17 protein-coding genes are annotated in these 17,589 nt (G+C 60.8%); 7 read left to right on the top strand and 10 right to left on the bottom strand.

Translation table 11 applies throughout. The annotated features are described in order from the left end of the window. Positions 1-9: 9 nt before the first annotated feature. Entirely contained in the window at positions 10-1,620 is a 1,611-nt protein-coding gene (locus tag ACIGDJ_RS07640; protein WP_397478582.1) for an arylsulfatase, read from the top strand. A gap of 109 nt (positions 1,621-1,729) precedes the next feature. On the opposite strand, the gene ACIGDJ_RS07635 is transcribed toward ACIGDJ_RS07640, so the two are convergent. Beyond that, positions 1,730-2,803: a fatty acid desaturase gene (locus ACIGDJ_RS07635; protein WP_101156971.1), complete on the bottom strand. Its 1,074-nt coding sequence runs from the start codon at positions 2,801-2,803 to the stop codon at positions 1,730-1,732. Positions 2,804-2,903: 100 nt separating this feature from the next. On the opposite strand from ACIGDJ_RS07635, the gene ACIGDJ_RS07630 reads away from it, so the two are divergent. Further along, positions 2,904-3,908 (top strand): AraC family transcriptional regulator, encoded by a 1,005-nt coding sequence (locus ACIGDJ_RS07630; RefSeq protein ID WP_101156973.1) that lies wholly within the window; start codon positions 2,904-2,906, stop codon positions 3,906-3,908. Positions 3,909-4,015: 107 nt separating this feature from the next. Here ACIGDJ_RS07630 and ACIGDJ_RS07625 read toward each other — a convergent pair whose 3' ends face one another. Both ACIGDJ_RS07625 and ACIGDJ_RS07620 read right to left on the bottom strand, forming a co-directional pair. Further along, positions 4,016-5,401: a heavy metal sensor histidine kinase gene (locus ACIGDJ_RS07625; protein WP_101156975.1), complete on the bottom strand. Its 1,386-nt coding sequence runs from the start codon at positions 5,399-5,401 to the stop codon at positions 4,016-4,018. Continuing rightward, entirely contained in the window at positions 5,391-6,071 is a 681-nt protein-coding gene (locus ACIGDJ_RS07620; RefSeq protein WP_101156977.1) for a heavy metal response regulator transcription factor, read from the bottom strand. The genes ACIGDJ_RS07625 and ACIGDJ_RS07620 overlap by 11 nt, the downstream gene beginning before the upstream one ends. A 136-nt stretch (positions 6,072-6,207) precedes the next feature. On the opposite strand from ACIGDJ_RS07620, the gene ACIGDJ_RS07615 reads away from it, so the two are divergent. Further along, complete coding sequence (locus ACIGDJ_RS07615) at positions 6,208-6,708, top strand: heme-binding protein (protein ID WP_101156979.1); 501 nt, start codon at positions 6,208-6,210, stop codon at positions 6,706-6,708. Next, positions 6,705-7,115 (top strand): hydroxyisourate hydrolase, encoded by a 411-nt coding sequence (gene uraH / locus ACIGDJ_RS07610; protein WP_101156981.1) that lies wholly within the window; start codon positions 6,705-6,707, stop codon positions 7,113-7,115. The genes ACIGDJ_RS07615 and uraH overlap by 4 nt, the downstream gene beginning before the upstream one ends. Before the next feature lie 121 nt (positions 7,116-7,236). On the opposite strand, the gene ACIGDJ_RS07605 is transcribed toward uraH, so the two are convergent. Continuing rightward, the gene (locus ACIGDJ_RS07605) at positions 7,237-7,914 is read right to left on the bottom strand and encodes a Crp/Fnr family transcriptional regulator (RefSeq protein ID WP_101156983.1); all 678 of its coding nucleotides are present in this window, start codon (positions 7,912-7,914) and stop codon (positions 7,237-7,239) included. 84 nt (positions 7,915-7,998) lie between these two features. Between ACIGDJ_RS07605 and ACIGDJ_RS07600 the strand changes: the two genes are divergently transcribed. After that, positions 7,999-8,526, top strand: coding sequence for a DUF962 domain-containing protein (locus ACIGDJ_RS07600; RefSeq protein WP_101156985.1), 528 nt, complete (start codon positions 7,999-8,001; stop codon positions 8,524-8,526). A 114-nt stretch (positions 8,527-8,640) separates the two neighbouring features. Here the strand turns inward: ACIGDJ_RS07600 and ACIGDJ_RS07595 are convergent, their stop codons facing one another. The 6 genes from ACIGDJ_RS07595 to dibA form a co-directional block, all read right to left on the bottom strand. After that, the gene (locus ACIGDJ_RS07595) at positions 8,641-9,630 is read right to left on the bottom strand and encodes a sulfate/molybdate ABC transporter ATP-binding protein (RefSeq protein WP_101156987.1); all 990 of its coding nucleotides are present in this window, start codon (positions 9,628-9,630) and stop codon (positions 8,641-8,643) included. A gap of 3 nt (positions 9,631-9,633) precedes the next feature. Further along, positions 9,634-10,422: a sulfate ABC transporter permease subunit CysW gene (gene cysW, locus ACIGDJ_RS07590; RefSeq protein ID WP_397504531.1), complete on the bottom strand. Its 789-nt coding sequence runs from the start codon at positions 10,420-10,422 to the stop codon at positions 9,634-9,636. A gap of 12 nt (positions 10,423-10,434) precedes the next feature. Beyond that, entirely contained in the window at positions 10,435-11,253 is an 819-nt protein-coding gene (gene cysT, locus ACIGDJ_RS07585; RefSeq protein ID WP_007917680.1) for a sulfate ABC transporter permease subunit CysT, read from the bottom strand. A 156-nt stretch (positions 11,254-11,409) separates the two neighbouring features. After that, positions 11,410-12,423, bottom strand: coding sequence for a sulfate ABC transporter substrate-binding protein (locus ACIGDJ_RS07580; RefSeq protein ID WP_101156989.1), 1,014 nt, complete (start codon positions 12,421-12,423; stop codon positions 11,410-11,412). A 157-nt stretch (positions 12,424-12,580) separates the two neighbouring features. Next, the gene (gene oscA, locus ACIGDJ_RS07575; protein WP_007917682.1) at positions 12,581-12,763 is read right to left on the bottom strand and encodes a sulfur starvation response protein OscA; all 183 of its coding nucleotides are present in this window, start codon (positions 12,761-12,763) and stop codon (positions 12,581-12,583) included. 237 nt (positions 12,764-13,000) lie between these two features. Beyond that, positions 13,001-14,920: a phosphodiesterase DibA gene (gene dibA / locus ACIGDJ_RS07570; RefSeq protein WP_101156991.1), complete on the bottom strand. Its 1,920-nt coding sequence runs from the start codon at positions 14,918-14,920 to the stop codon at positions 13,001-13,003. A gap of 147 nt (positions 14,921-15,067) precedes the next feature. On the opposite strand from dibA, the gene desA reads away from it, so the two are divergent. Together desA and ACIGDJ_RS07560 are read left to right on the top strand one after the other, a co-directional pair. Beyond that, positions 15,068-16,252, top strand: coding sequence for a delta-9 fatty acid desaturase DesA (gene desA, locus ACIGDJ_RS07565; protein WP_312998272.1), 1,185 nt, complete (start codon positions 15,068-15,070; stop codon positions 16,250-16,252). Positions 16,253-16,460: 208 nt separating this feature from the next. Continuing rightward, positions 16,461-17,450 carry a sensor domain-containing diguanylate cyclase gene (locus ACIGDJ_RS07560; protein WP_101156994.1) on the top strand — a complete coding sequence of 330 codons (990 nt, stop codon included), beginning with the start codon at positions 16,461-16,463 and terminating at the stop codon, positions 17,448-17,450. The last annotated feature ends 139 nt before the right edge of the window (positions 17,451-17,589 follow it).

Here is a 17,589-nt window from a genome sequence, read left to right as displayed (position 1 = left end):
AGTTTCGCAATGCCGCAACGTCCCAACTTTCTGGTGATTCTGGCCGACGACCTAGGCTTTTCCGACATCGGTGCGTTCGGCGGCGAAATCGCCACGCCTAACCTTGATGCACTGGCCCGCAACGGCCTGCGCCTGACCGATTTCCACACCGCACCGACCTGCTCGCCGACGCGCTCGATGCTGCTGACCGGCACCGATCATCACATCGCCGGCATCGGCACCATGGCCGAAGCGTTGACCCCGGAACTGATCGGCAAACCCGGTTACGAGGGCTACCTCAACGACCGCGTCGTCGCGCTGCCCGAGCTGCTGCGCGAGGCCGGCTATCAAACCTTGATGAGTGGCAAATGGCATCTTGGTCTGAAGGCCGAACTGGCACCCCATGCGCGCGGCTTCGAGCGTTCGTTTTCGCTGTTGCCGGGCGCTGCCAACCACTATGGTTTCGAGCCGACCTACGATGAGCAAACGCCGGGCCTGCTGAAATCCACCCCGGCGCTGTACATCGAGGACGATCAGTTTGTCGATGAGCTGCCGAAGGATTTCTATTCCTCCGACGCCTTCGGCGACAAGCTGCTGCAGTACCTCAAGGAACGCGATCAGACCCGGCCGTTCTTCGCTTACTTGCCCTTCTCCGCGCCGCACTGGCCGCTGCAGGCACCGGCCGAGATCGTCGAGAAATACCGTGGCCGTTATGACGCCGGCCCGCAAGTGCTGCGCCTCGAACGCCTGGAAAAACTCAAGGCGCTGGGCCTGATCGACGCGGACGTCGAGCCGCACCCGCTGATTCAGCTCAGCGCGCAGTGGGACGCGTTGAGCGATGAGCAAAAGCAGATTTCCGCACGAGCCATGGAGGTCTACGCGGCGATGGTCGAGCGCATGGACTGGAACATCGGCCGGGTCGTCGATTACCTGCGCCAGCAAGGCCAGCTCGACAACACCTTCATCCTGTTCATGTCCGACAACGGTGCCGAAGGCGCGCTGCTGGAAGCGTTCCCCAAGTTCGGTCCGGAGCTGATGACCTACCTGAACCAGCACTACGACAACAGCCTCGACAACATCGGCCGGGCCAATTCCTACGTCTGGTACGGGCCGAACTGGGCGCAAGTGGCAACCGCGCCGTCACGCTTGTTCAAGGCTTTCACCACCGAGGACGGGATCCGCGTGCCGGCGCTGCTGCACTATCCTCAACTGCCACTCAAAGGGCAGATCAGCCATGGTTTCGGCACGGTGATGGACATCACCCCGACCATTCTCGATCTGGCTGGCGTGCGGCATCCGGGCAAACAGTGGAAAGGCAAAGCGGTGGCGCCACTGCGCGGCAAGTCGTGGCTGGGCTTTTTGTCCGGCGAGACCGCGCAGGTGCATGACGAACACACGGTGACCGGTTGGGAGTTGTTCGGCCGACGGGCGATTCGCCAGGGCTCGTGGAAGGCCGTGTGGATTCCCGGGCATGTAGGGCCGGCGACCTGGCAGCTCTATGATCTGGCTAGCGATCCGGGGGAGATTCATGATCTGGCGTTGAGTCAGCCGCTGAAACTCACTGATCTGATCGGGCATTGGCAGCGCTATGTCGAGGAGACCGGAGTGATCCTCAGTGCTTCGCCGTTTCAGCCGGATTGACGTTGCCTGACCTGACGCCTTCGCGAGCAGGCCCGCTCCCACAGGGGATTTGTGTCGATCACAGATTCAATGTGGGCTTGCTCGCGAAGAGGCGCTTGAAAACAACCCATCAGGCCTGAGCTGAACGTACCTCTTTACTCACCATCTCAGCCTGCCGAACAAACCGGTTCGCCCGCCCGAACGTCCCAAAATCATTAAAGCGCACGCCCATCTCGCGCATCACCTTGTGTGCCACCGGCACGGTCATCTGGCGAATGTAGAACGGCTCCTTGACCACGAAATGATGAATCCCGTGACTGCTGCCGAAGTTGAAGCAGAACGCCTGCAACGGCCACAGCCACCAAGGGTTCAGCACCTGGCATTGCTGCAGCACATTGCCCGGTTCGACGTCACCGTAGTAATGCATGTTCGAGCTGATGAAGTGCAGGCAAAAAGTGCGCAATACGTTGGGGCCGATGATCACCACGGCGGCGATATCGATCACCTGCATCACCGAGAGCGTGGTGGCCGACCACTCGATGGGCGAGCCGAGCAAATGCGCGATGCCGTTGGCCGCGTGAAAGCCGAGAAATACATACCACGCGCCCCAGTGCAGCAGCGCCAGCGGTGCGTAGACCTTGAGCACGCGTTTGCCGATGCTCAGCTTGTGCGCCCAGGTCTTGGCGCGGAGCAGGCGGATGAACGCCGACATCATGTTGTCGCCCACCATCAACAGTCGCGCAAAACCCCACGGCTCGCCGTTGGTGATCGCGCGCTCTTCCATGTCGGCTTCGGTGCCGGACACTTTGTGATGGTTGAGGTGCAGATGCCGACGGATCCAGGGATTGATCGTGCTCGGCCGCGCCAGCCAGACCAGGGCCATCATCAGGTTGTGCGGCACGCGCTGTTTGCGGAAGTACATGCTGTGGATCAGGTCATGTTCCAGCTCATGGGTCAGCGAGGCGAAAAACGCATTGAGCAGCAGGCACACCCACCAAGCCATATGGCCGGTGATGTACAGCGCCGCCGAGCCGATCATTCCGGCCAGCGCGAACGCCAGAATCCCCGTGCCCAGAGCATCCTGATGCTGAAGAATCGGGTAGCGCTCACGCAATTCCACACCTTTGGCCAGCACCACCTGGCGAATATGTGCCGAGCGCTGCGCCGCATTCAGTCGTTCGGGGCTTGCAGAAGTACCGTCCATGCTTCCATCCTCGGGTCTAAGATGAATGCATCGTGCCTCGCCGTGGTTCGATCCGCGCTAGCCAAGAACGCCAACCTGTTGACCGGACGCGCCAATCCGCATGAAGGAACCGACCTCCCTTGCCAGCTGGACCCGCGCCTTGCGCAAACAACTCGACGCGCTGGGGCTGGACAGCTTTGCCTTGTGCCAACGGGCCGGGCTCGACCCGAGCCTGATGGACGACCCCAACGCGCGCTATCCGCTGTCCGGCACCACGCGTTTATGGGCGCTTGCCGTCGAGGCCAGCGGCGACCCGGCGCTGGGCTTGCGCGTGTCGCGTTTTGTCAGCCCGACCACTTTCCACGCGCTCGGGTACGCGCTGGTAGCCAGCGGCAGTTTGCGCGAGGTGTTCGAGCGCATCGTGCGTTATCACCCGGTGGTCAGCGATGCGCTGGAACTGGAACTGAGCCGCCACGAAGACCGCTATCAATTCCGCCTGAAAATTCCCCCAGGCAACCCGGCGCCGGCCTTCGAAGCCATCGACGCCTTCGCCGCGATCTATGTGCGCACCTGCCGCAATCGACTCGGCCGTGATTACGCGCCGCTGGCGGTTTATCTGCGCCGCCCTGAACCGACCGATGCCCATCAATGGCACAAAGTCTTTCGCGCATCTGTGCATTTCGGCTGCGCCGAGGATCGCCTGGAATTCGCCCTCGCCGACTTCGATAGCCACCTCGACGACGCCAACCCGGAACTGGCCGAACACAACGAAGCGGTGCTCAAACGCACCCTCGCCCAGCTCAAGCCGCTGACCTGGGAACGCAAAGTGCGCGATGCCATTGAAGAACAATTACCCGAAGGCGAACCGAGCGCCGAACGCATCGCCCAGGCCTTGCACCTGAGCCTGCGCAGCCTGCAACGGCATCTGGCGGATGAAGGTTGCCGCTTCGACACCTTGCTCAACGAAAGCCGCGAAAACCTCGCGCTGCTGCACCTGCGCGACCCGCAATGCTCGTTGAGTGAGGTGAGTTATCTGCTGGGATTCGCCGACACCAGCAGCTTCAGCCGCGCGTTCAAGCGCTGGACGGGTATGACGCCGGGGCAGTTTCGCGATGGGTTGCGTTGAGTAACTCGGCATTTGCCGTGCATCGACTGGCCTCTTCGCGAGCAAGCCCGCTCCCATATTTGAAATGCATTCCCCTGTGGGAGCGGGCTTGCTCGCGAAGGCGTCCTTCAAATCACCAAAAAGCCCAGCTCGAACACGGTGCCGTCAGCATCACTCCTCACCCGCACCTGCCCGCCATGCAACTGCATGATCGACTGCACAATCGCCAGTCCCAACCCACCCGAATCCCCCGGTTCAGCACGCGAAGGATCGACGCGATAAAAGCGGTCGAACAGTTTGCCAAGATGCTCAGGCGCGATGACCGGGCCGTGGTTGTGCACTTGCAGCCAGCACCTATCCGGTTCGTCGCGGCGTTGCAGGCTGATCAGGGTGCCGGGGTCGGCATGGCGGACAGCGTTGGCCAGCAGGTTGCCGAGGGCGCGTTGCAGCAGTTGCTGGTCGGCGAGCAATTTGCCGTGCATGCGGTTTTGCAGCTGAAGTTCGCGATCATCGGCCAGGGCTTCGAAGTAATCGCAGAGCTCGTCGCCAACGTTGCGCAAGTCCAGTGGTTGCAGATTGAGCGCGCGTTCGGCCTGTTCGGCGCGGGCGAGGAACATCAGGTTCTCGGCCATGCGCTTGAGCCGTTCGAACTCTTCCATGTTCGAGGCCAGCACTTCCTGATATTCAGCCGTGCTGCGCGGGTGGTTGAGGGCCTGGCCGTTGCTCGCGAGCAAGGTGTGCAGCGGCGTGCGGATTTCATGGGCGAGGTCGGCAGAGAATTGCGACAGGCGCTGCACGCTGTCGTCCAGCCGCACGAGCATGGCGTTGAGCGCGTGCACCGGTTCGCGCAACTCGGTCGGCGTGCCGTCAACCGGCAGGCGTCGATCAAGGCTGCGCAGATCGATACTGCGTACGGCCTCGCTCAACTGATGCAACGGTTGCAGTCCCCGACGCAGCAACAACAGGCCCAGCGCAAAAGCGAGCAACGCGCCGAGGCCGACGGACAAATACAGGCGCAGGCGATAAATGCCGAGCATCTGCTCGCGCTCGCTGAGCACCTTGCCGGCAATCACGGTCAGGGTTTCACCGTTGGGGCCTAGCGCCTGGCCGGACAGCAAGGCCAGTTCGGCACCGTCGTGCGCCTGCCAGGTGAGCACGTCGCGGCGCTGCGGCATTTGCTCTCGCGGTAATGCATTGAGCGCAGGCAACTCACGCTGGCGCGGGTTGATCGCGATCACGCTGGAACCGTCAGCCCGGCGCACCAGCAGCAGGCTGTCGAGATTGCCGAGCATGTTTTGGTACAGCCGTGGTCGTGCCTGCAAGGCGTCGAGGCTGTCGCTGTCGGCGAGCAAGGCGCGCACTTGCTCGAGACGACCAAGCAGGGCCATGTCGTCCCGAAAGGCCAATTCCGAGGCCAGCGAGCGGTAGAGAAAAACGCCGATTGCGCTCAGCACCAGCGCGCAGACTACGGCGAACGCCAGTGCCAGACGCCAGGCGATCGATTTACTCCACATCGTCCGGCGCTTCCAGTTGATAACCGACGCCGCGCACGGTGTGGATAAGTTTCGGCATGTACGGATCGTCGACCTTGGCGCGCAAACGCCGGACGGCGACCTCGACCATGTTGGTGTCGCTGTCGAAATTCAGGTTCCACACCTGCGAAGCGATCAGCGTGCGCGAAAGCACTTCGCCCTGGCGGCTGGCGAGCAATTGCAGCAGGGCGAATTCCTTGTTGGTCAGGGCGATGCGCTGGCCACCGCGACTGACGCGGCGGCGCAGCACGTCGATTTCCAGATCGGCGATGCTGTACGACTCGGCTTCGCGCATCGGCCCGCGTCGCAGCAGTGTGCGCACCCGCGCGAGCAGTTCGGCGAAGGCGAAAGGTTTGAGCAGATAATCATCGGCGCCCAGCTCAAGACCACGGACGCGGTCTTCGATGGCGTCCTTGGCGGTGAGAAACAGCACCGGCGTGGCGCCGCGCTGGCGGATCAGTTGCAGCAATTGCCAACCATTGAGGCCCGGCAGCATCACATCGAGGATGATCAGGTCGTATTCCTGCTGCTCGATGAAATAGCGGCCATCGAGGCCATTGAGCGCCACATCCACGGCATAACCCGACTCGCCCAGGCCCTTGGCGAGGAAGTTGGCGGTTTTGGCTTCATCTTCTACGACCAGCAAACGCATGGCACACCTCGATTGATCAGGTACACAGGCTAGGCGTGTTCGGCGCCGTTGCCCATTACAAACTTGTAATCCGCCTGACGGGGTTCTGACGAAGTGCGCCGGTTAAGGTGCAGACCTTCCCAAACGGAGCCTGCACATGACCGTCAAATACCTTGTCGCCAGCCTGATCATCGGCCTCAGCGGCGCCGCGAGCGCCACGCCAGAACTGCCGCGCCACGCCGATCTCGACCTGAAAACCGCTCGCTGGCTGGCCGACAAAGCGATGAGCAGTTGCACCGGCACAGTGTCGGTGCTCGACCGTGGCGGCAATCTGCTGGTGACGTTGCGTGGTGACGGCGTCGGCCCGCACAACACCGCCGCCAGTCAGCGCAAGGCCTACACCGCGCTCTCGACCAAGACGCCGACGCGGCTGTTCGCCGAGCGCGCCCGCAGCAACCCGGAAACCGCCAACCTCAACACACTCGATGAATTGCTGTTGCTCGGCGGCGGCATTCCGCTGTTCGCCGGCAGCGAACTGGTCGGCGCCATGGGCGTGGCCGGCTCCGGCGGCGGTGAGCAAGACGAAAATTGCGCTCGCGCCGCCGCCGACAAAGCCGGCCTGACCACCACCCGTTCCACTAAGGAGATCCAACCATGACCACCTTGCGCATGACCCTTGCAGCCCTCGGCCTGAGCGCTGTTTCAAGCTTGGCACTGGCCGCTGGCAACCCGCTGAGCGTGCACGTGCTCAACCTGGAAAACGGCCTGCCGTCACCGGGCATCAACGTCACCCTGGAAAAACACGTCGGTGAAAACTGGCAGCCACTGGCCCAGGGCACCACCAACGAACAGGGGCGAATCGCCGAACTGTTCCCGGCCAAACAGACTTTTGAAGCCGGTGAATACCGCGTGGTGTTCAAGACCGGTGAGTACTACCAGAAGATCAAGCACGAGACGTTCTTCCCGGAAATTCCGGTGATCTTTCAGGTCAAGCAGACCGATCAGCATTACCACATCCCGCTGCTGCTGAGCCCGTACGGTTTCTCGACCTATCGCGGTTCTTGATCTCTACGCCAATCAAATGTGGGGGCTTGCTCGCGAAGGCGCAGTGTCAGTCGACGGATGCGTTTACAGGCACACCGCTTTCGCGAGCAAGCCCGATCCCGCAGTTGATGTGAAGCGTTAGTCAAATCGTGGTCAGTGCACGCAATCGCGCGGCATCGAGGATTTCGATCTCGCCGTACGCCAAACCAATAATCCCCTGCCCCTGCAGATCCTTGAGGATCTGGTTGGTGGTCTGCCGCGACAGCGACAACATTGCGGCCAGTTGCTCTTGCGGCAGTTGCAGCACCCGGCGTGGTGCGTCGAGTTCGCCATAGCCTTCGGCGATCATCAGCAAGCGATGGGCCAGACGCGCCGGGGCCGGCAGCAAGCTCAGCTGTTCGAGATTAATAAAGGCCAGGCGCAACTTGTGGCTCATCAGCAACGCCAGATGCCGCCAATACTGCGGCTGTTCGTCGAGCAATTTGAGCAACGCCGCCTGCGCAATATTCAGCAAGGTACACGGCCCGACCGCATAGGCGTCATGGGTACGTGGCTGACCGTCGAACAGGCAGATTTCGCCGAACCAGTGCGGCGCCTCCACCAGGCTCAACAACGCTTCCTTGCCCTGCTCGCTCACCGCGCCAATGCGCACGGCGCCATCGAGCACCGCGTACAGACCGCACGGCGCATCGCCGCGCTGGAACAGCCGTTGCCCCGCCGTCAGCCGCCGCTCCCGGGCCAGCGCCAGCAGGCTATCCTGAAAAGATCCAGGCAGATGACTGAACCACTGGCCGCTGAGCAACCGTGCACGAATTTGCATAACCACTCCTGGAGTGTCGCCTGCCCGACAGAGCGAACGCGGATCCCGAGGGATGATGCATCCAACCCCACTGGAGGAACAACAATGAAAAGCCTCGTCGACCACCTCAGTCAATACGCCGCCTACCACCGCGACCCGCGCAACATCGCCAGCCACTTTATCGGCATTCCGCTGATCGTGGTGGCGGTGGCTGTGCTGCTGTCACGGCCGCAATGGGCGCTGAGCGGGCTGTGGATATCTCCGGCGGTTGTGGTGGCGCTGGCCTCGGCGTGGTTTTACCTGCGTCTGGAGGTGAAGCTTGGCGTGTTGATGACAGTACTGATGGGGCTGTCGGTGTGGGCCGGGCATGCGCTGGCGCAGCAGAGCACCCTGGTCTGGCTGAGCAGCGGCCTGGCGATGTTCGTGATCGGCTGGGTGATCCAGTTTGTCGGGCATCACTATGAAGGGCGCAAACCGGCATTTGTCGATGACATCAGCGGGCTGATTGTCGGGCCGCTGTTTGTCGTCGCCGAGTTGGCGTTTTTGCTGGGGATGCGGCAGGAATTGAAACAAGAGATCGAGTTGCGGGCGGGGGTGGTGCGGGTCAATCCGAATCGCAAAGCGGCGGCTTAGGCCGCTTGAAAGATCGCAGCCTGCGGCAGTTCCTACAGTGGGTTTGGTCGATCACGAAATGTGTGACCAACCGAAACCCCTGTAGGAGCTGCCGCAGGCTGCGATCTTTTGATCTTAGAGGCTGGCGACTTTCTGCCAGACCTTCGGCTTGAAGAACAGGGTTTCACCCTTGGCCAACCCGATCAGGCTGTCGTGATCCTTCACCACTTCAGCCTCGATCAGATCCGTCTGCCCTTCAACCTTCAGCGTCACTCGGGTAGTCGCGCCCAACGGCCGGATATCACGCACCTCTGCCGCGTGGTGATCTTCCAGCTCATGCCTGGATAACGACACTTCGTGCGGGCGGAACAGCACGTGGTTGTCGTCGCTCAGCAGCAAGCGATTCGAGTCGCCGAGGAAGTGATAGACGAAATCGCTGGCCGGGTTTTCGTAGACGTCGCCCGGTGAGCCGATCTGCTCGATCACGCCTTTGTTCATCACCACGATACGGTCGGCGACTTCCATCGCTTCTTCCTGGTCGTGGGTCACAAACACCGAAGTCAGGTTGATGTCTTCGTGCAGCCGCGCCAGCCAGCGCCGCAGTTCCTTGCGCACCTTGGCATCGAGGGCGCCGAACGGTTCATCCAGCAGCAGCACTTTCGGCTCCACCGCCAAAGCACGGGCCAAAGCGATACGCTGACGCTGACCACCGGACAACTGCTCCGGGTAGCGATCCGACAACCAGTCCAGTTGCACCATGTTCAGCAGTTCGTGAACCTTGCTGGCGATCTGGCTTTCGCTCGGGCGCTGGTTTTTCGGTTTCATGCGCAGGCCGAACGCGACGTTGTCGAACACTGTCATGTGGCGGAACAAGGCGTAATGCTGGAACACGAAACCGACGTTACGATCACGCACATCGTGGCCGGAAACGTCTTCGCCGTGAAAAACGATGTTGCCCTGATCCGGGGTTTCCAGACCGGCAATAATGCGCAGCAAGGTGGTTTTGCCGCAGCCCGACGGACCAAGCAGCGCGACCAGCTCACCGCTGTGGATATCCAGGCTGATGTTGTCCAGCGCCTTGAACGCGTTGAAATTCTTGCTGACGTTACGCACTTCGATCGACATGAATTATTCCTCCGCGGCGCTGGCGCGCAGGCGGTTGATACGGTTTTCGTTGTAGAGGATCTCGACGTGCAGCGGCAAGGTGTTGGTCACCCCGCGAATGTGCCCGGACACCACCGACACCGCACCGAACTCACCCATGGCCCGCGCGGTACACAACACCACGCCATAAATCAGGCCCCACTTGATGTTCGGCACGGTGACGTGCCAGAACATCTGCCAGCCATTGGCGCCGAGCAGGCGCGCCGCTTCTTCTTCCTGCGTGCCTTGTTCCTGCATCAGCGGAATCAGCTCGCGGGCCACAAATGGCACGGTGACGAAAATCGTCGCCAGCACAATGCCCGGCAGGGCGAAGACGATCTGGATGTCGTGATCCTGCAGCCACGGCCCGAACAGACCCTGAGCGCCGAACATCAGCACGTAGACCAGACCGGCGATCACTGGCGACACCGAAAACGGCAGGTCGATCAGTGTCACCAGCATGCTCTTGCCGCGGAACGAGTATTTACTCACGCACCACGCGGCGCTGACGCCGAACACCAGGTTAAGCGGCACCGATATCAGCACTGCAAACACGGTGAGTTTCAACGCCGAAAGCGCGTCCGGTTCAAAAATCGCGGTGAAAAATGCACCAAGGCCATTCTTCAAACCCTGCGATACCACAATGAACAACGGCAGCAGCAGAAACAGGAAAAAGATCAGCCAGCCAAGACCGATCAGGACTCTGCGCGAAGTCGCACTGCCACGCCGCGCAGCGTTGGCCGCAGAGGCAGCCGCAATAGACGATTGGGACATGTTCGCGCCTCCTTATGGGGTTTCGATGCGCCGCTGCAGCAAGTTGATCAGCAGCAACAGGACAAAGGAAACCACCAGCATCAACACGCCGATGGCCGTGGCGCCGGTGTAATCGTACTGGTCGAGCTTGACCATGATCAGCAGCGGCAGGATCTCGGTTTTCATCGGCATGTTGCCGGCGATGAAAATCACCGAACCGTACTCGCCGACGCCACGCGCGAACGCCAGAGCAAAACCGGTCAGCCAGGCGGGCAGCAGTGCCGGAACCAGAATGTGGCGAAATACTTGCCATGGCTTCGCACCCAGGCACGCCGCCGCTTCTTCGACTTCACGGGGAATGTCGGCCAGCACCGGTTGCACCGTGCGCACCACGAACGGCAGTGTGACGAAGGTCAGCGCCAAAGTGATGCCCAGCGGGGTATAGGCGATCTTGAAACCCAGGTCAGCGGCAAACTGCCCGACCAGTCCGGCCGGGGCGTACAGCGCAGTCAGTGCGATACCGGCCACGGCGGTGGGCAGCGCGAACGGAAGATCGATCATCGCGTCGATGACCTTGCGCCCCGGGAAGGTGTAGCGCACCAGCACCCAGGCCAGCAGCGTGCCGATGATGCCGTTGATGATCGCCGCGCACAGCGCGGTGCCGAAGCTCAGCTTCAACGCCGCCAGCACCCGCGGTGCGGAAATGATCGTCCAGAACTGATCCCAGGTCAGCTGGGCGGCGTGGACGAACATCGCCGCCAGCGGGATAAGCACAATCAGGCTGAGGTACACCAAGGTGTAACCCAGCGTCAGCCCGAAGCCGGGTATGACGGGGGAGATACGACGCGACATAAAAGTCCCTGGTTGAAAACGCATCAATGTGGGAGCGGGCTTGCTCGCGAATGGGGGTATTCATTCAACATTTACGTCGCCTGACATACCGTCTTCGCGAGCAAGCCCGCTCCCACATGGTTTCGTGCCTGAGCTTCAGGCCCGTTATGGGTCAGATTACTGCGCCTGATAAATCTGGTCGAACACGCCGCCGTCGTTGAAGAATTTCGGCTGCGCGGATTTCCAGCCGCCGAAGTCCTTGTCGATGGTCACCAGTTCCAGTTTCGGAAACTGCTGGGCGTACTTGGCCGCTACGTCCTTGTCACGAGGTCGGTAGAAATTTTTCGCGGCGATTTCCTGGCCGGCCGGGCTGTACAGGTGCTTGAGGTAGGCCTCGGCGATCTGCGCGTTGCCTTTCTTCTCGGCATTCTTGTCGACCACCGCCACGGGTGGTTCGGCAAGAATCGACAGCGACGGCACGACGATGTCGAACTTGTCTGCGCCGCCGTCTTCTTTCAGCGCCAGGAACGCTTCGTTTTCCCAAGCCAGCAACACGTCGCCCTGGCCGTTGTTGACGAAGGTAATGGTCGAACCACGGGCGCCGGTGTCGAGGATCGGCACATGCTTGAACAGGGTTTGCACATATTCCTTGGCCTTGGCTTCATCACCGCCGTTGGCTTTCAGGCCATAGGCCCACGCGGCGAGGAAGTTCCAGCGCGCACCGCCCGACGTTTTCGGGTTCGGCGTGATCACCGAGACGTCGTTCTTGACCAGATCGCCCCAGTCCTTGATGCCTTTCGGGTTGCCCTTGCGCACCAGGAACACGATGGTCGAGGTGTAAGGCGTGCTCGCTTGCGGCAGGCGCGTCTGCCAGTCGGCGGGCAGGCTCTTGCCGAGCTTGGCGATTTCGTCGATGTCACCAGCCAGCGCCAGGGTCACCACGTCAGCACGCAGACCGTCGATGACCGCACGACCCTGCTTGCCCGAACCGCCATGGGATTGCTGGATTTTCACCGTGTCGCCGGCATGATCTTTCTGCCAGAACTTGATGAATTCGGCGTTGTATTCCTGATACAGCTCGCGCGTCGGGTCATACGACACGTTGAGCAGTTCGTAATCCTTGGCAACGGCGGAACCGGCAAACACGGCACTGACCAGCGCGGCCAAAGCGTAACGGCGAATCGACGACATGGTGAAAGCTCCTGGAATTCCTGGTGGTGGCTTTTTCTTATGTATTTCGGAAATTGTGGTGCCGTTTAAAAGATCGCAGCCTTCGGCAGCTCCTACACACACAGCCCCCTGCAGGCGCCGCCGAAGGCTCGGGCCGCGATCGAACGATCTTTTGATTTCAGCCCGGCTGCTTACCGGGCTGCTGCAAGCGGAATTTCTCCTTGCGTTCGATCTGCACGACCTGGGCGTTATGCACAGTGATCTCCACCGCGCCAAACCGCAGATCGCGCAGCGCGCTCTGGATTTCACGCAAGATGGTGCTTTCGTCCTGACCGTCAACGCTGCGAAGGGATGCGCTCATGGTGCTGCTCCTTTGAAGGGGATTTGCCTGGCAGTGGGCGGCACTGCGTTCGGCGTGGGAGCAATATAAGAGAGGCATGGATATTCTTAAAAAGACTATTTAAGAATGTTTATATAACCAGAATTGTTTACCTGCCTTCACAAGGGGTTGCAGCCTCTAAAAGCAAAAGATCGCAGCCCTCGGCAGCTCTACACCGATCCATGTAGGAGCTGCCGAAGGCTGCGATCTTTTGATCCTTCACTCAATCACAGGCGCTCTTGCCCAATCGATATCCTGCGCAGGCAACGGCCGCCCAAACCAATACCCCTGCCCCAGATCACACGCGTGCTCCAGCAAAAACGCCGCCTGCTCAACCTGCTCGATCCCTTCAGCATGCACCTGCATGCCCATGCTCCGCGCCAGCGCGATGATCACCCGGACGATCGCCACGTCATCCTCATCCCACGGCAAACCTGCGACGAAGCCCTGATCGATCTTGAGTTTCTGCACCGGCAGCCGCTTGAGCCGCAGCAGCGAGGAATAACCGGTGCCGAAATCATCAATGGCCAGGCGCACACCCAATTCACGCAAACGATGCATCTGCTCCAGCGCCACCTCCGGATCGTCCATCACCGCGCTTTCGGTGACTTCCAGTTCCAGATACGCCGGATCCAGCCCCGTGTCGTGCAGCACCTGCGCCACCTGCTGATAAAGCTCACGCCGGGCAAACAGCCGCGACGAAACATTCACCGCGACGAACGCCAGCACCACACCGCTCTGCTGCCATTGGCACATCTGCCGGCAGGCCTGCTGCATCACCCAGGCATCAATGTCGGCGATCAGCCCAGTGCGCTCGGCAATCGGAATGAATTCTGCCGGCGACACCAGCCCGCGCTGCGGATGTTGCCAGCGCACCAGTGCTTCGACGCCGATCAGACGGCTGCTTTGCAGGTCATGCACTGGTTGGTAATAGACGCGCAGTTCCTCTTGCTCCAGTGCGCGGCGCAGTTCGAAGGCGATTTCGACCCGTTGCTGGGCGTGGGCGGTCAGCTCTTCGGTATACAGCGCGTAGCCATTGCGCCCGCTGCTTTTGGCCTTGAACAGCGCGCTGTCGGCATTGCGCAACAACTGCTCGGCGCTCAAGGCATCGCTGGGGAACAGACTGATGCCGATGCTGGCATTGATGAACAGTTGATTGCCGTCAATCAGCATCGGCTCCTTTAACGCGTCCAGCATCCGTTGCGCCAATGCCGCCGCCTGCGCAGGCTGTGGACAACTTTCCGCGAGCACCGCGAACTCGTCGCCACCCAACCGCGCCAGGGTGATGCCGGAACCGAACAGTTCCTGCAAACGCGTCGCCACCGCTTTGAGCAATCGGTCACCGACGTTATGCCCGAGACTGTCATTGATCATCTTGAAGTGATCCAGATCGAGCATCAGCAGCGCACAGCCACGCTTGTGCGTTTGCGCCGACGCCAGCGCCTGCTCGGCGCGGTCGCTGAACAGCAGACGATTGGGCAGATCGGTCAACGGATCGTGATGGGCCAGGTGTTTGAGCTCGGACTCGGAATCCTTGATCGCACTGATATCGGAGAACACCGCCACGTAGTGACTGAGCCGACCGAAATCATCGTGAATCGCCCGGATGGTTTGCCACTGTGGATAAATCTCGCCGGTCTTGCGTCGGTTCCAGATCTCCCCGCTCCACTCACCTTCGGCTTGAAGAGTGGCAAACATCGCCTGATAAAAGCCCGACGGATGGTGGCCGGACTTGAACAGGCTGGGCTGCTGGCCGATCACCTCGTCGCGCCGATAACCGGTGATCTCAATAAAGGCGCGATTGACGTGCACGATCAGGCCCCGATGATCGGTAACCAGCACACCTTCGCGGGTGCAGTCGAACACGGCGGCCGCCTGACGCAGGCGCTCACGGTCGCTATGGCGCTCGCGCAGACGCGCACCAATGCCGAGAAACCGGCAAAGACGCGCCCGCGCGAGAAAAATCAGCCCGGCGCTGACCGCCGCCAGCAGATAACCGTTGATCAGTTGCCAACGGGCCAGCTCAGCGGAGTCATCGAAGAATTTGCTTAATAAATGATCAGAAACCCGCAGCCATACGGCGGCCAGTACGAGGTAGAGCAGCGCTGCACGCAGGGCATCGCGGTAAGTCGCAGACATTCGGTCGTCCATGTCCCTACAAAAAGGTTGGAATTATAGGTGAAGAAACATTCAGCGACTTCTTATCTGAAAGGCCGACTGGTTTTATCTGTGTGCTTGGTGATAATGCAACGGCTGTTTTTATCTTTATCGAGGGCCCTATAGCCTATGTGGTACGAAGGTTTTCTTGGCTTGTCGGCCTGGTCACTGGTCGCGGTCACCCTGCTGATGACCCATGTGACTATTATTGCCGTCACGGTCTATCTGCACCGATACTCGGCCCACCGCTCGCTCGAGCTGAATGCGGGTCTCAAGCACTTTTTCCGTTTCTGGCTGTGGCTGACCACGGCACAGAACACCCGCGAGTGGACTGCCATCCACCGCAAACACCACGCCAAATGCGAAACCGAAGATGACCCGCACAGCCCGGTGATCAAGGGTCTGTCCACGGTGCTGCGCACCGGTGCCGAGCTGTACCGCAGCGAAGCGCAGAACCCGGAAACCCTGCGCATCTACGGCAAGAACTGCCCCGAAGACTGGATCGAACGCAACGTCTACAGCCGCTACCCACTGCTGGGCGTAGCAATCATGGGCGTCATCGACCTGCTGCTGTTCGGCACCATCGGCATCACTATCTGGGCCATCCAGATGATGTGGATTCCGGTGTGGGCTGCGGGGGTTATCAATGGTCTGGGCCATGCTGTCGGCTATCGCAATTTCGAATGCCGTGACGCGGCGACCAATCTGGTGCCGTGGGGCATCCTGATCGGCGGCGAAGAACTGCACAACAACCATCACACCTACCCCAACTCGGCCAAGCTGTCGGTGAAGAAATGGGAATTCGACCTCGGCTGGGCGTGGATCAAGGTCTTCTGCTTCCTGCGTCTGGCCAAGGTGCAGCGAGTCGCACCGATCGCCCACCGCGTCGAAGGCAAGGGCAGCCTGGATATGGACACCGCCATGGCGATCCTCAACAACCGGTTCCAGATCATGGCCCAGTACCGCAAATTGGTGATCGGCCCGCTGGTCAAGCAAGAGCTGGCCAAGGTCGATCATTCGGTGCGCCACCAGTTCCACCGGGCCAAACGCCTGCTGTCGCGGGAAACCAGCCTGCTGGAAGACCGTCATCACCTGCGCATCCAGACCATGCTCGAACACAGCCAGGCGCTGAAAGTCATTTACGAGAAACGTTTGGCTCTGCAGCAGATCTGGGTCAAGACCAGCTCCAATGGCCACGACATGCTCGCCGCCATCAAGGAATGGATTCACGAGGCGGAGGCCAGTGGCATCCAGTCGTTGCGTGACTTTGCCGATCAGCTGAAAACCTACTCGCTGCGTCCTGCGGCTGTCTGACCCGGCATTGGCTGCGATCTTCTGATTCTGGATCAAAAGATCGCAGCCTCGTTGCCTGCATCAGCTCCTGCACCTCGCCGCCTGGCGGGACTCGGTAGTGGCCGGGAACTTCGCCGAAAATCCTCTATCTCAATGACACTTCGCCATCCCGGCGGGCTGTCCTGTGGCCGTTGTCGACATTGCGACGCGCCCTTTGAGATTTGTGCCGATGGTCAACAACAACCAGAAAGACACATCCTTCACCCAATGGCCCGAGGCCGCGCAAACGCTGATGGCGCTGATGCATGCGCAAGGCGAAGTGGCGCGCCTGAGCGAGCGCGAACAGCTGATCAGTTCGCTGCTGGTCAGCGTCAATGCCGTGCTCTGGGCCTTCAACTGGGAAACCCGACAGGTGCTGTACGTCAGTCCGGCCTATGAACGGATTTTCGGCCGTTCCGCCGCGCTGTTGCTCGCTGACTACAACCAGTGGCGTGACAGTATTTACCCAGATGATCTGGAGTACGCCGAACAGAGCCTCGCCGAAGTTCTGCACCAAGGTGCGGTGGAAGATCGCGAATACCGCATCATCGCTGCTGACGGCCAGGTACGCTGGCTCAGCGACAAATGTTTTATCAATCGGCAGGACGAGCCTGGGCAACCGGTGATCATCGTCGGCATCGCCGAAGACATCACCGACAAGAAGCACATGGAAACCGAGCTGCAGCGCTTGGCCACCACCGATGTGCTGACGCAAAGCAGCAACCGCCGCCACTTCTTCGAATGCGCCCATCGCGAGTTCGCCGAGGCGCGCCGGCAAGGCACGCCGCTGGCCTTCCTGCTGCTGGACATCGATGACTTCAAAGTGATCAACGACAGCTACGGCCACCCTGAAGGCGACAACGTGCTGCAACGGATTGCTGAGTGCGGCCGCGGCTCATTGCGCCGTGGCGACCTGTTCGGGCGGATTGGCGGTGAGGAGTTCGCGGCGGTGTTCCCCGGCTGTGCGCCCGAGATGGCCGTGCAGGTGGCGGAACGATTGCAGCAGGAGATCCAGCGACTGCGCTTCAACCACGACGGTCAGCCGTTCAGCATCACCGTGAGCCAGGGCCTGACCAACCTCACGGACGAAGACAAGAGCCTCGACAGCCTGTTCGCCCGGGCGGACGCGGCGATGTACGAGGCGAAGCGGCAGGGCAAGAACCGGATTATTGCGGCCTGAGCACACCGTTCAGTCATATGAATATTCGAAGTGGGAGCGGGCTTGCTCGCGAAAGCGTCGTGTCCGTCAAGTGTTGTATGCACTGACATGACGCCTTCGCGAGCAAGCCCGCTCCCACAGTTTGAAATGCGGAATCGGG

The sequence above is a fragment of the Pseudomonas sp. NPDC079367 genome, assembly GCF_044542195.1.
In the GTDB taxonomy this organism is placed as follows: domain Bacteria; phylum Pseudomonadota; class Gammaproteobacteria; order Pseudomonadales; family Pseudomonadaceae; genus Aquipseudomonas.
Note: the sequence above shows the minus strand (reverse complement) of the source record. Positions and strands in the feature narration are given on the sequence as shown.